Source organism: Nocardiopsis sp. NPDC006198 (assembly GCF_040613895.1).
Classification (GTDB): Bacteria; Actinomycetota; Actinomycetes; order Streptosporangiales; family Streptosporangiaceae; genus Nocardiopsis; species Nocardiopsis tropica.
On the sequence record NZ_JBEXSY010000059.1, the window covers coordinates 1 to 13,474 of the forward strand.

Genomic DNA, 13,474 nt, shown 5'->3' on the forward strand with positions numbered 1-13,474 from the left:
GGGGCGGGGGCGGGCGGGGGACCGCCCCCCCTGGGGGGGGTGATGGCGCGGCGGCGGCCGGTGCGGCGGCCGGGCCCGGGGCGCCCTCATTGGTCTCGGCGCCCGCCCGGCCCCCCGCGGGCCGCGCCGGCGGGCGGCGGGCGCGGCCGTCCGCGTGTGCGGGCCCGGTCGGGCCGGCCCCGGACCGGCCCTCAGCGGTGGGGTTCGGCCCGCTCCGCGGCGATGGCGCCGTGGGCGGTGCGGGCGCGGGCCGGGAAGAAGGGTTCGGCCGCGGACGCGGCCCCCGGCCGGGCCCCGGGACGCCTCCCGCAGGGGGTTCGCCGCCCGGGCCGCCCCGGCGGTACCGTGGCGCGGACCGCGGCCGGGGGCCGCGGCGCGAGGAGAGGGAGGACATGGTGGACGACACCGACCTGCGGCACCTGAGGCGTGCGGTCGAACTGGCCGCGGAGGCGCTGGCCGCGGGGGACGAGCCGTTCGGATCACTGCTGGTCGCGGCAGACGGGACCGTGCTGTTCGAGGACCACAACCACGTCGCGGGCGGCGACGGCACCCAGCACCCGGAGTTCGCGATCGCCCGGTGGTCGACGACCCGCATGACCCCGGCCGAGCGCGCGGCGGCGACCGTGTACACCTCCGGGGAGCACTGCGCCATGTGCTCGGCGGCGCACGGCTGGGCGGGCCTCGGCCGCATCGTGTACGCGAGTTCCACGGCGCAGCTGGTCTCCTGGCTGGAGGGGTGGGGCGTGCCCCCGGGACCCGTGCGCGCGCTGTCCGTCAACGACGTCGTGCCCGGGGTCGAGGTGGAGGGCCCCGTGGAGGCGCTCGCCGAGGAGGTGCGCGCGCTCCAGGCGCACTTCCACGACCGGGACTGACCACCGGGGGCCGGACGTGACGAGGCCCGCCGTGGGGCGATCCGCGGCGGGCCTCGTCGCTCCCGGGAGCGCGCCTGCCCCGGGAGGTGGATGGATCATCTGGGGGTGTCGTCGTCCCCGTCGGTGGGCTCGAACCTGCCCTGGATGACGCGTCCGCGGTCGGACGCGGGGGCGTCCCCCGCCGTGTCGGCCCCGGGGCGGCGGCCGAAGGGGGCGGCTCCGGGGCCTCCCCCGAAGGGGTCGCCCGCGCGTCCGCCCTGTCCGGGGACGCCGACGCCCTGCACGACGAACTCCTGGTTCACGCGGTCCTGCATCTTCCTCATCCGCCGCTGCGCCCATCCGGCGAACGCCCAGCGCAGCGCCGGCCGGGTGAACGGCAGGGCGAGCAGGAGTCCGAGCGCGGCGGTGATGAAGCCGGGGATGACGAGCAGGACGCCCCCCGCCATCAGCATGAGCGGGTCGAGCAGGCCGCCGCGCGGCGGCTCACCGGAGCGCATGGCCCTGTCGGCGTCCCGGAAGGCCTTGGTCCCGGCCCGGCGCAGCACGGCCACGCCCAGGACCATCAGCGAGACCAGTGCCGCCAGTGTCCAGGGGACACCGATCCAGCCGCCCACCACGATCATCAGCCACACTTCGAGGAAGGGCAGCGCCATGAGCGCCAGCACTGTCAGCAGCGGCATGCGGAACCATCCTCAGGGTCGTCGGCCAACGGGTCCTCCCTTACAGGGGTGAACGCGCCCGGGGCCCTGATGGTTCCCCGACCGGGCCCGCTCATCCGCGGGCGAACGCGCCGGACGCCCCGGCGGGGCGCCCGGCGCGGGTTCCGTGGCGTCCTCAGGCCCGGCGGCGGCCGATCACGAGGGCGGCGGCGACCGCGGCCAGGCCGAGGGCGCTCAGGACCGCCTCGGGGGCGGCGCCGAGCCGGGTGGCCACCGTGGTGCCGTCCATGGCGTCGAGCTCGGCCACGTGGATGTCGGGCTCGCCCTCGGGGGACCGGTAGACGACGCTGCCGTCGGGGTCCACCACGGCGCTGACGCCGCTGGTGGAGACGACCACCGCCGGGCGGCCGTGCTCGACCGCGCGCAGCTGGGTGATGGCGAGCTGCTGGTCGGACTGGCCGGTGAAGTTGTAGTTGGCGTTGTTGGTGGGGATGACGATGACCTGCCCGCCCGCGGCCACGGACTCGCGCACCGGCGGGTCGAAGGCGACGTCGAAGCAGATGCCGACCGCCAGCGTGGTGCCGGCCACGTCCAGGGCCCCGGGTTCGGTGCCCGGGACGGCGTCGGAGCTGACCTGCTGCAGGCGGTCGACGAACCGCGTGAAGAAGTCGCGGTAGGGGACGTACTCGCCGAACGGCACCAGGTAGCGCTTGTCGTACAGCTCGCCCGGCCCGGTCTCCGGGTCCCAGACGACACTGCTGACGTAGCGGGTGCCGTCGTCGTTGAAGCGGCTCATGCCCCACAGCAGGGGGACGCCCGCGTCGGCCGCGGCGGCGTCGATGACCTCGCGGGCGACCGGGTCGCGGAAGGGGTCGATGTCGGTGGCGTTTTCGGGCAGCAGCACCATGTCCGGGCTCGGGTACTCCCCCTCTCGGACGGCGGCGGCGAGCTCGTGGACGCCGTCGGCGTGGTTGTTGAGCACCTGCATGCGCTCGCCGAGGATGGACATCTGGCCGACGTTGGGCACGTTGCCCTGGACCATGCCGACGGTGACGGTGTCGTCGACGGCGGGGCGGCCGATCGCGGGGGCCAGGGAGCCCCCGGCGACGATGACGGCGCAGGCGGCCAGTCCTGCGGCCGCGCCGATCCACCCGGTGCGGGCCGGCGGGGCCGGTGGGGCCGGTGGGGCGTCCGGCGCCGTTCCCCGTGCGCCGGGGAGGGCGTGGGCCGCGCGCAGCACGCTCCACAGCAGCAGCCCGCCGGTGAGGGCGACGGCGAAGGAGACGAGCGCGGAGGAGCCCAGTGCGGCGTAGCCGACGAAGGGCGTGTCGGGCTGGGCGAAGGCGAGCTTGCCCCAGGGGAAGCCGCCCAGGGGCCAGCGGGCGCGCACGGCCTCCTGGGCCACCCACAGCGCCGCGGTCCAGAGCGGCCAGCCGGGCAGGCGCATGACGAGCGCCACACCCATGGCCATGGGGAGGAAGTAGACGGTCTCGGCGCTGGCGATGGCCAGCCACACGTCCACGCCGAAGATGTCCTGCCAGTGCACCAGCGGCACCATGAGGGTGCCTCCGGCGAGGGCGCCGATCCAGGCGGCGCGGCGCATGCGGGTCCCGGCGACGGCGAAGGCGAGCAGGGCCGCGCTGAGGGGTCCCAGCCACCACAGGCCGAAGGGCGGCAGGGCGAGGAGCTGTGCGAGGCCGGAGCCGACCGCGGCGAGTACGCGCCACAGCAGGTCGAGGCGTCCCCAGCGGTGTCCCGGCATCAGCGCGGAGGCGAGGGAGCGTCCCGGGTTCGCCGTCCGCTCCCGCCCCTCCGGTCCCGGCGAGGGTCTGTCGGAGCCGGGGGCGTCGCCCTGCTCGATGTGCTCGGCAACCACGTGGGGTGCTCGCTTTCCGCTGGCGGGTGAAGTGCTGGCGGTCAGCATATTGGGGGGACGCGGAAAAGGCCCGAGCCACCCTTCGGACCGGCTCCGTCCCGTCGGCGGCGAGCTCGGAAGACCGTTGTCTACTGGATGTCCGGGCCTTTTCCGGGTCCAACCCCCCGCCCGGTCGTGGTACTCCGCCCCTCACCCGATCCCAACTGCACCTGGCGCGTGATGCAGCGTCCGATCGGACGAGCGGGGGCCGCACAACCGGTCCGTCCAGTGCTGGACTGGTCGTTAGGTTACCCAGACTCCCCAACCGGATGCCTCAACCCGGCTGCCGTGTCGTGACCGCCGCTTCGAGCGTCTGGAGGGGAGATAGCGATGAACCGTCGGACAGGCTAACGCACCTGGGGCCGCCACGCCAGCTGGACCGGTGCCGTTTGTGTCTGACCGCAATCGGATCGACATCAGGCCAAGCCTGGACTTTTCGATCACGATCGTGTCTGATGTGATCAGTAAATCGGCCCGTTTCGATCAACTTCGGAAACACCGGGTCGGGTGACGCGGACCTTCGGCCACGAGATCCCCGTCACCCCCACCTCGAGCCCAGCGCGGGAGCTGAAACCATGGCGGAGATCGTCCTTGAGGGCGTTGACAAGATCTACGGCGGCGACGTCAAGGCCGTCGACGACCTGAACCTGAAGATCGAGGACGGCGAGTTCATGGTGCTCGTCGGCCCGTCCGGCTGCGGCAAGTCCACCGCGCTGCGCATGATCGCCGGCCTGGAGGAGATCTCCGCCGGCACGCTGGTCATCGGCGACGAGATCGTCAACGACCGCCCGCCGAAGGACCGCGACATCGCGATGGTCTTCCAGAACTACGCGCTCTACCCCCACATGAGCGTCGAGCAGAACCTGGCCTTCGGCCTGAAGCTGCGCAAGGTCGCCAAGCCCGAGATCGCCCGCCGCGTGCAGGAGGCGGCCGAGATGCTGGGCCTGGAGCCCTACCTCAAGCGCAAGCCGGGCGCGCTCTCCGGCGGTCAGCGCCAGCGCGTGGCCATGGGCCGCGCGATCGTGCGCGAGCCGCGCGCGTTCCTCATGGACGAGCCGCTGTCCAACCTGGACGCCAAGCTGCGCGTGCAGATGCGCGCCTCCCTCAACCAGCTCCACGAGCGCCTGGGCGTCACGACGGTCTACGTCACCCACGACCAGATCGAGGCCATGACCCTCGGCGACCGGGTCGCGGTGCTGCGCGACGGCCGGCTCCAGCAGGTCGACACCCCCAAGCGCCTGTTCGACTCCCCCGTCAACCTGTTCGTGGCCGGTTTCATCGGCTCGCCCGCGATGAACTTCGTCGACGCCGAGCTGACCGCCGACGGCAGCGGGGCGACCCTCAAGTTCGCCGAGCACAAGCTGCCCGTCCCCGCGGCCGTCCTGGACGCCCGTCCGAAGCTGCGCGACTACCTGGGCCGCTCGGTCATCCTGGGCATCCGCCCCTCGGACTTCAACGACGCCGAGTTCGACGGCAACGGCGACCCCCGCATCGAGGTGACCGCGGGCGTCACCGAGGAGCTGGGCACCGAGATCAACATCATCTTCGGCGTCGACGCCCCGCCGGTGCGCCACGAGGACGCCACCGCGCTGGCCAGGGACGCCGCGGGCGACGACGAGGAGAGCGCCGAGGCCGCGCTGCCCCTGGGCGGCGACCGCTCGCTCTTCACCGCCCGGGTGAGCCCCCGCAGCCAGGTGCGTCCCGGCAGCAAGGTCAGCCTGTCGGTGGACGTGAGCCAGCTGCACTTCTTCGACCAGGAGAGCGGTCTGGCCATCGGCCACCCCGACAACGCCTGAGCGGTCCCTCCGGCTCCGTGAGCCGTGGGTTCGGAGGGGGCGGGACCGGGGCCCCGAAGCCGCGGTCCCGCCCCTCCGGCCGGTCCGCCGCCCTCCGGGGCCCAGGGGCGGTTCCCCGCGCGACGCGGGGAGCCGCCCCGCCCCTGTCCACCGGGGCGGCGGGCGGGACTCAGTTCGCCACCGCGATCGCGAGGTTGAGGGCGGCGGCGAAGAGCACCCACAGCAGGTACGGCACGAGCAGCAGCGCCGCGGCGGTGCTGTGCCGGCGGCCCAGGGCGATCGCGGCGGCCACCGCCACGGCCAGGGCGGTGATGTCGGCGAGCGCCGCTGTGTACAGGCCCGCGCCGAAGAACAGCGGGGTCCACGCCGCGTTGAGCACGAGCTGGAGGGCGTAGACGGCGAAGAAGGCCGTAGCCCCCGCCGTCCCGGAGGCCCTCCACACCAGCCATCCGGCCAGCGCGATCACCACGTACAGCGCGGTCCAGACGGGGCCGAACAGCCAGGCGGGCGGCGCCCAGGCCGGCAGCTCCAGTCCCGCGTAGACCGCGCCCGACCCGCTCGCCGCCACCCCGCCCACGGCCGCCACCGCTGCGACGGCCGCGGCGAACCCCGCCGCCGCCAGGACGGACCGACCGAGCGGCGCCCCGCGCCGCTCCACCGTCTCCCCCATGCTCTCCTCCCGGTCCCGGGCGGTGTGCCCGTGGAGTCCGCGGGACGTGGCGTCCCGCGTCCGGGGTCCTACCCGTTCGGACCCGCTCCGCCCACAAGGGACGCGAGCCCTCACACTTCCCCAAACGGTGCATAAACCTGACCAGTCGGACATACTCATGTTCCTGTGGGTGAGGTAGCTGTTGCTTGACCGCCGACTCGGCCCACCTGAACCATGTGATGGTGCCCAACCGAGCCCCCGGAGCAGCCCTCGCCCCCGGCCCCGTCGTCGACACCCTGCACGGCCGCCGGGTGGCCGACCCCCACCGCTGGCTCGAGACCCCCGACTCCCCCGAGACCGCCCGCTGGCTCGACGAGCGCCGCCGCGAGTACGAGCGCGAGGCCGCCGCCTGGCCCCTGCGCGAGCACCTGGCCGAGCGGATCCGCTCCCTCGTGGCCACCGACCTGTGGAGCGTCCCCGCGCACCGGCCCGGCAGGGCCTTCGCCACCGTGCGCCCCGCCGGGAGCGAACACCCCCGCCTCGTCGTGCTGGAGGGGTCGGCGCCCCCGCGCACCGTCTACGACCCCGCGGCCGAGGACCCCACCGGACGCACCACCCTGGACGCCTGGGAACCCGGCCCCGGCGGCGACATGGTCGCCGTGCAGACCTCCCGCGGCGGCGTCGAGCGCGGGATCCTGCGGGTGCTCTCCACCGCCACCGGCGACCCGTGCGGACCGCAGGTGCCGGGGGTGCGCTACTCCCACGTCGCGTGGGCCCCCGAGGGCGAACCCTCGTTCTTCTACGTGCGCCGCGACGGCGAGCGGGGGGTGCGCGGCGTCTGGCTGCGCCGCGTCCGCGACGGCGCGGAGACGCTCGTCCACGCCTGCACCGCCCCCGGCACCGTGCCCGGGGTCCGCGTCCTGGGCGGACGGTGGCTGCTGGTCACCGAGAGCCACGGCACCGGGCACCGCACCGACCTGTGGCTCGCCGACCTGTCCGGCGGCCGGACGGCGCGGCCCGCGCCGAGACCCGTCCAGGTGGGCGAGGAGGGCGAGACCGAGGCCCGGCTGGGCCCGGACGGCCTCCTGTACCTGCGCACCACCCTGGGAGCGCCCTGGAGGCGCATCTGCGCGGTCTCCCCGGAAGAACCCGGGGTGGAGCACTGGACCGAGGTGGTGGCGCAGGAGAGCGGCGCCACCCTGGACGCGTTCGCGGTCCTGGCCCGCTCCCCCGGCGAAGGGGCCGGCGCCCCGGCGCTGTTCGTGTCGCGCACCCGCCTGGGGATCAGCGAGGCCTCCGTCCACGACGCCCGCACCGGCGCGCTCCTGCACCCCGTGGACCTGCCGGGCGAGGGCATGGTCTCCACCCCCGAGACCGCCCCCGACGGATCGGTGTACCTGGCGTACGCGGACGTGGCCGCCCAGCAGCGGATCCTGCGCCTGCCGCCCGGGGAGCGGCGGCCCGGCCCCTGGCCCCCGGGCGCCCCGGACGCCCCGCCCTCCCCCGCCGTGGAGCGCACCGTGCTGTGGTGCGGCTCCGAGGACGGCACGAGGGTCCCCGTCACGGTGTTCGGCGCGGCGGGCGCCGGTGCGCCGGATCCCTCCGGTCCCGCCCCGACCATCCTGCACGCCTACGGGGGCTTCGGCCGCCCGCGCCAGTTCGGGTTCAGCGCCACGGTGCTGGCCTGGCTGCTCGCCGGGGGGCGGTACGCCGTCGCCCACGTGCGCGGGGGCGGCGACGCCGGCCGCGCGTGGCACCTGGCCGGGTCCGGCCGCGCCAAACCCCGCGCCGTCGAGGACCTGGTGGCCTCCGCCGACGCCCTGGTCGCGGCGGGGCTGTGCACGCGGGACCGGCTGTGCCTGTCCGGCGGATCGGCGGGCGGTCTGCTCGTCCTGGCCGCGGCGACCGCCCGTCCCGACCTGTGCGGGGCCGTGATCGCCTCGGCTCCGCTCGCGGACATGGCCCGGTTCGAGCGGATGGGCCTGGGCCGGATGTGGACGCGGGAGTTCGGCACCGCCGCCGACCCGGACGACTTCGCCGCCCTGATGTCCTACTCCCCCTACCACCGGGCCCTGGAGGCCGCCGCGCGCACGCCGCGGCCGGACTTCCCGGACGTCCTGCTCACCGGCTTCCACGGAGACACCCGCACCGACGCCGCCCACCCGCGCAAGATGTGCGCGGCGCTCCTGGCGGCCGCGCGGGCCGGGGGGCGCCCACCGGTCCTGCTCCGGTACGAACGCGACGTCGGGCACGGCCCGCGCGCGGTCGGCCGGGCGGTGGGACTGGCCGCCGACGCGCACGCGTTCGCGGCCCACCGAACGGGGCTGTCCCCGCGCTGACGCGCGCGGGCGGCCCTGGACAGAGGAAACAGCACGAGAAGCACACAGAAAGCGAGGTGCGGTGCGTATGGACCCCATCGAGGTCGAGATCGAGGACCTGGCCGACGTGACGTCGCGCGACATCACCGCGGGCGGCGACAGCGACGGTACCGACTCCAGTTCCGACTTCATCTGATCTCGGGACCGGGGCGCCGCCCGGCCCGGGCGACCGGGCCGGGCGGCGCCCCCTCCCCCTTGTACGGAAAGGACGACCCGTGACCGACCCCGGCCACCTGTTCACCCGGACGCTGTGCGACATCGTGGGGCGGGAGGCCCTCACCACACGCCTGTCGGAGGAGTTCGTCTTCGCCGACCTGGGGGCGGAGGCGGTGCGCTCGCTGCTGACCTTCGACGACCTCAACGGGCTGCTGGCCGCGTGCTCGCCGGAACCGCCGAGACTGCGCCTGCACCGCGACGGGTCGCCCGTCCCGGTCGACCGCTACACCGAGACGGCGACCGCCTCGCGGACCGAGCGCCGGGTGGTGCGCCCCGAGGCGCTCTACCGGGAACTGCGCGCGGGGGCGAGCCTGGTCCTGGACGGGGTCGACAGGATGCACCCGCCCGTGGGGGCGGCGGCCGACGACCTGATGCGGCTCGTGCGCGAGCGCGCGCAGGCCAACCTGTACCTGATCTGGGGCGAGTCGCGCGGCTTCGACACCCACTGGGACGACCACGACACCGTGATCGTGCAGGTGGAGGGCACCAAGCACTGGCAGGTGCACGGCCCCGGTTCGCGCCCCTTCCCGATGAAGAACGACCTGGAGCACGACCACGAGCCCCCCCGCGACGCCGACGGCGGGCTGCACCTGGTGTGGGAGGGGGTCCTGCGCCCCGGCCAGGTGATCCACGTGCCGCGCGGCTGGTGGCACACCGTGACCGGGACGGGCGACGTGAGCATGCACCTGACCTTCGGGTTCACCCGCGCGACCGGGGTGGACTGGGCGGACGCCCTGGTGCGGCGGCTGTTCGCCGAGGAGGGGTTCCGGCGGGACCTGCCCCGCTTCTGCGACCCCGACGTGCGGCGCAAGCACCAGCACGAGCTGGCGGCGCGGCTGGTGGAGCTGGCCGAGGAGTGGGGCGTGGACGACTTCCTGGCCGAGCGGGACGCCCGGTTCCCGCGCCGGACGTCGTTCTCGCTCCCGTGGCCCGTCCAGGAGGGGGCTCCGCCGGAGGACGCCCGGGTGGAGTTCGTGCCGATCCTGCCTCCGCCGCTCGTCCGCGAGGACGGGCGGGTCGCGGTGTCGGTGAGCGGGCGGCGGTACCGGTTCCCCGCCGAGGTGGAGCCGGTCCTGGCGGTGCTGGCGCAGGAGCGCTCGCTGACGGTGGGCGCGCTGGCCGACCGCGCGGGGGTGGCCCCGGAGCGGGCCGCGGAGATCGTGGCGGTGCTGGCCAGGCACCACCTGGTGCTGGTGCGCTGACCGGTCGCGGGGGCGGGCGCCGGCCGCCCTCCCCCGTCCTCAGCGGCGCCGGACGGCCGGAGGGGGCGGGGGCGCCGCGGCCCCCGGCCCGCGGGAGCGCGGGTCGCCCGCCCCGCGGGAGCGCGGCTAGCGGGCGGGGGCGTCCCCGCCCGCGGCCTCCCGCTCGGCGCGCAGCCGTCCGACGTGGACCTCGATGCCGTCCAGGACGCGGTGGAGGGAGAAGCCGAACTCCTCCGCGGGACCGCCGAGCCGGTCCGGACGCCCCGGCGGCGGCTCCTCCTCCAGCACCGCGCTCTCCAGCATCATCGCGATCGTGGGGAACTCCTCGCGGGTGACGACCTTGCGCAGGCCCGCGCTGTAGTCGCGCTCGGCCTCGGCCATCGTGCTCCCCGCCTCCCTGGCCGCGCGCGCCATGTCCGCCTCCAGGCGGAGCGTGTCGCGCAGCAGGGAGGAGAGCATCGAGAGCATCTGGAGCGCGCCCCCCACGTCGAGCCCCGAGCGGACGACCTCGCGCAGGCCCGCCTCCATCCAGCGGAGGCCGTTGGGCCCGACGGGCGGCCCGCTGAGCGGGAGCTGGATCGCCCAGGGGTGGCGGCGGTACACCTCCATCACCTCGTGGACCCACTCCTCGACCCCGGCCCGCCACCCCCGGTCCGGACGCGGCGCGGGCGGCGTCCCCTCCATGGCCCGGTCGCTCATGAGGACGAGCATGTCCTCCTTGCTGTCCACGTGCCGGTAGAGGGACATCGTGGTGTAGCCGAGCTCCTTGGCGACCCGCTGCATGGACACGGCCTCCAGGCCCTCCGCGTCCGCGACGGCGACGGCGGCGTCGACGACGGCCTCCCGGCTGAGCTTGGGCCGGGGCCCGCGTCTGGGTGCGGGCCGGTCCAGGCCCCACAGGAGGTCCACCTCCCGCGTCGTCCGGCTCGTCGGCTGCTGCTCGGTCGTCATACCCCACCAGTCGTCGGCTGCGCCCCTTCGGCTTCCAGGTCGCGTTGACACCCATCCTAAAACTGTGTATCTATTACACTAATACGTGTATGAGATAAACAGTTGAGAGGGCGCACGCCATGACCCACCCGACCCCGGCCATCAGCGCCCGGGGGCTCCGCAAGCGCTACGGCTCCACCCGGGCCCTGGACGGCGTCGACCTGACGGTCCCGCCCGGGACCGTCCTCGGCCTGCTCGGGCCCAACGGCGCCGGCAAGACCACCGTCGTGCGCACCCTGGCCACGCTGCTGCGCCCCGACGCCGGGCACGCCCTCGTCGCGGGGTACGACGTGGTCGCCCAGGCCGACCTGGTCCGCACCAGGATCGGCCTGACCGGCCAGTACGCGTCGGTGGACGAACTCCTCACCGGCCGCGAGAACCTCGTCATGTTCAGCCGCCTGTACGGGTTCGGCCCCCGCGAGGCCGCGGACCGCGCCGAGGCCCTCCTGGAGCGCTTCGACCTGGTCGGGGCCGCCGACCGGCGCGCCGACGGCTACTCCGGCGGCATGCGCCGCCGCCTCGACCTGGCCGTGAGCCTCGTCCAGGGGCCCGCCGTGCTGTTCCTGGACGAGCCCACCACGGGGCTCGACCCGCGCAGCCGCCTCCAGGTCTGGGACTCGGTCCGCGCCCTGGCGGCCTCCGGCACGACCGTGCTCCTCACCACCCAGTACATGGAGGAGGCGGACCGGCTCGCCGACTCCGTCGCCGTGCTCGACCGCGGCCGGGTCATCGCCGAGGGCACGCCCGACGCCCTCAAGACCAGGGCGGGCGGCGACCGCGTCGACGTGATCGTCCGCGACCCCGCCGACCTGGAGGCCGCCGCCGAACTCCTGCGCTCCGCCGTCCCCGGGGCGGTCGGCGTCCACCGCCGTGAGCAGCGCGTCAGCGTCCCCGCCGGGGACCGCATGGCCGTGCTGACCGCGGTGGTCCGCGCGCTGGACGGCTCGGGCCTGCGGGTGGAGGACGTCGGCGTGCGCCGTCCCAGCCTGGACGAGGTCTTCCTCGCCCTCACCGGGGAGCCCGCCGCCGACCGCTCCGGCGGGGGCTCCGGGGACCCGGCCGCCTCCGACGACACCCTCCGGAAGGAGTACCGATGACCGCCGCCGGCCTCGGAACCACGCCCCGCCCGACCCCGCCCGGCGACGGCCCGCCCCGCCCGCCGGGCGCCCTCCGCGGGTGGCGCAAGGCGCTCTCCGACACCCTGGTCCTGACCCGCCGCAACCTCCTGCACATGGCGCGCGACCCCTTCGAGCCGGCTATCGCGATCACCATGCCGGTCATGATGGTCCTGCTCTTCGGCTACGTGTTCGGGGACGTGATGGCGCCGCCGGGGACGGACGGCTACCGGGCGTTCCTGGTCCCGGCGATGGTCGCGATGGTCATGGTCTACGGCGTCGGCGGCACCGCCTCCGGCATCGCCCGCGACACCGACCGCGACGTGATGAGCCGCTTCCGCACGCTCCCCATGTCCCCGGTGGCCGTGCTGGGCGCCCGCGTCCTGACCGACATGGCCCGTGCGGGCGCCGAGGTGGCCGTGCTGCTCCTCGTCGGGCTGGCGATGGGCTGGCGCGCCGAGGACGGCCCCGGGGGCGCCGCCGCCGCGATCGGGGTGCTCCTGCTCTTCCGGCTGGCCCTGGTGTGGCTGGGGGTGCTCATGGGCCTTCTGCTTCCCACTCCCGACGCGGTGAGCATGGTCGTCTACCCGCTGGTCTTCCCGATCACCATGCTCTCGACAAGCTTCATCCCCTCCTCGGCGATGCCGTCCTGGCTGGCCCCGGTGTCCGAGTGGAACCCGCTCTCGGCGGTGGTCACCGCCACCCGCGACCTGTTCGGGAACCCGTCGCTGCCCTCCGACGCCTGGCCCTCGGAGAACGCCCTCCTGCTGGCGCTGGCCGTCCCGGTCCTCGCCGTCGCCGTGGCCGCGCCCCTGGCCGTGCGGCGCTTCCGGCGGCTCAGCCGCTGACCCGGTCCCGCCGCGCCACCGCGAGCCCTGCCCCGCTCCTCGCCCCCTCACGACAGAGGAGAAGACCCATGACCACCTCCACCGCGGAGTCCCCCGGAGCGGGCGCCGGCCGCGCGCGGCCCGCCGCGCGCTGGTGGGAGCGCCCCTGGATCGCACCGCTGGCCCTGCTCTGCGGGACCTTCGCCGCGTTCTCCGTCCCGCCCTACGCGCGACTGGACCCCGCGACCGCGCCCATACCGATCTGGGAGGAACCCGGCTGGTACTACCCGATGCTGCTGACGCACATCTTCGGCGGCACCGTGCTCATGGCGCTGGTGACCCTCCAGGTGTGGCCCTGGCTGCGCCTGGCGTACCCCGCCGTGCACCGGTGGAGCGGGCGCGCCTACGTCGTGTTCGGCATCCCCTTCGTCGGGGTTCCGGCCCTGCTCATCGCGCCGTACAGCCACGGCGGGACCTCGGTCGCCCTCATCAACACCGTGTGGGCCCTCTCGTGGCTGGCCTTCACCGCCATCGGCTACACGATGGCCCGCAGGCGCCGGTACGGCGTGCACCGGGAGTGGATGCTGCGCAGCTTCGCGCTGATCCTGTCCATCCCCCTCGCCAGGGTGAGCGTGCCCCTGCTGATGCTCGCCGTGCTGCCCCGCCTGGAGTCGGGCTACGGCGGTGACATGGAGGCGCTGATCCTGGACATCGCCCCGGGCGCGGCGTTCCTCAACACCGTGCTCCCCCTGCTGTTCGTGGAGTGGTGGCTCAAGTACCGCCGCCCCCGCGGACGCGGGGCACGCGCCCCGAGGACGGCGTGATCCGGTGCGGGGCCGCGGTGGCGACGGCGCT

Annotated in this window: 11 protein-coding genes; 7 read left to right on the plus strand and 4 right to left on the minus strand. The window is 75.1% G+C overall.

Features of this window, described 5'->3' with window-relative positions:
* Nucleotides 1-392 precede the first annotated feature (392 nt).
* Nucleotides 393-872 (plus strand): nucleoside deaminase, encoded by a 480-nt coding sequence (locus ABZ234_RS27445; protein ID WP_355013948.1) that lies wholly within the window; start codon nt 393-395, stop codon nt 870-872.
* Nucleotides 873-967: 95 nt separating this feature from the next.
* On the opposite strand, the gene ABZ234_RS27450 is transcribed toward ABZ234_RS27445, so the two are convergent.
* Together ABZ234_RS27450 and lnt are read right to left on the minus strand one after the other, a co-directional pair.
* On the minus strand, nt 968-1,552 hold the full coding sequence (locus ABZ234_RS27450; protein ID WP_355013949.1) for an FxsA family protein: 585 nt from the start codon (nt 1,550-1,552) through the stop codon (nt 968-970).
* Nucleotides 1,553-1,706: 154 nt separating this feature from the next.
* A complete protein-coding gene (gene lnt / locus ABZ234_RS27455) occupies nt 1,707-3,293 on the minus strand; it encodes an apolipoprotein N-acyltransferase (protein WP_355013967.1) in 1,587 nt (528 codons plus the stop codon).
* Between the two features lie 728 nt (nt 3,294-4,021).
* Between lnt and ugpC the strand changes: the two genes are divergently transcribed.
* Nucleotides 4,022-5,242 (plus strand): sn-glycerol-3-phosphate ABC transporter ATP-binding protein UgpC, encoded by a 1,221-nt coding sequence (gene ugpC / locus ABZ234_RS27460; protein WP_355013950.1) that lies wholly within the window; start codon nt 4,022-4,024, stop codon nt 5,240-5,242.
* Nucleotides 5,243-5,411: 169 nt separating this feature from the next.
* On the opposite strand, the gene ABZ234_RS27465 is transcribed toward ugpC, so the two are convergent.
* Complete coding sequence (locus tag ABZ234_RS27465) at nt 5,412-5,912, minus strand: TspO/MBR family protein (RefSeq protein ID WP_355013951.1); 501 nt, start codon at nt 5,910-5,912, stop codon at nt 5,412-5,414.
* Nucleotides 5,913-6,130: 218 nt separating this feature from the next.
* Between ABZ234_RS27465 and ABZ234_RS27470 the strand changes: the two genes are divergently transcribed.
* Both ABZ234_RS27470 and ABZ234_RS27475 read left to right on the plus strand, forming a co-directional pair.
* Nucleotides 6,131-8,230: a prolyl oligopeptidase family serine peptidase gene (locus ABZ234_RS27470; protein ID WP_355013968.1), complete on the plus strand. Its 2,100-nt coding sequence runs from the start codon at nt 6,131-6,133 to the stop codon at nt 8,228-8,230.
* A 254-nt stretch (nt 8,231-8,484) separates the two neighbouring features.
* A complete protein-coding gene (locus ABZ234_RS27475) occupies nt 8,485-9,687 on the plus strand; it encodes a cupin domain-containing protein (RefSeq protein ID WP_267945295.1) in 1,203 nt (400 codons plus the stop codon).
* A gap of 126 nt (nt 9,688-9,813) precedes the next feature.
* Here the strand turns inward: ABZ234_RS27475 and ABZ234_RS27480 are convergent, their stop codons facing one another.
* Nucleotides 9,814-10,638: a TetR/AcrR family transcriptional regulator gene (locus ABZ234_RS27480; RefSeq protein ID WP_355013952.1), complete on the minus strand. Its 825-nt coding sequence runs from the start codon at nt 10,636-10,638 to the stop codon at nt 9,814-9,816.
* 119 nt (nt 10,639-10,757) lie between these two features.
* On the opposite strand from ABZ234_RS27480, the gene ABZ234_RS27485 reads away from it, so the two are divergent.
* The 3 genes from ABZ234_RS27485 (at nt 10,758) to ABZ234_RS27495 (ending at nt 13,443) form a co-directional block, all read left to right on the plus strand.
* Complete coding sequence (locus tag ABZ234_RS27485) at nt 10,758-11,774, plus strand: ATP-binding cassette domain-containing protein (RefSeq protein ID WP_355013953.1); 1,017 nt, start codon at nt 10,758-10,760, stop codon at nt 11,772-11,774.
* Nucleotides 11,771-12,640 carry an ABC transporter permease gene (locus ABZ234_RS27490; RefSeq protein WP_355013954.1) on the plus strand — a complete coding sequence of 290 codons (870 nt, stop codon included), beginning with the start codon at nt 11,771-11,773 and terminating at the stop codon, nt 12,638-12,640. Before ABZ234_RS27485 ends, ABZ234_RS27490 begins: the two co-directional genes overlap by 4 nt.
* Nucleotides 12,641-12,708: 68 nt before the next feature.
* A complete protein-coding gene (locus tag ABZ234_RS27495) occupies nt 12,709-13,443 on the plus strand; it encodes a DUF2306 domain-containing protein (protein ID WP_355013955.1) in 735 nt (244 codons plus the stop codon).
* Nucleotides 13,444-13,474: the final 31 nt, after the last annotated feature.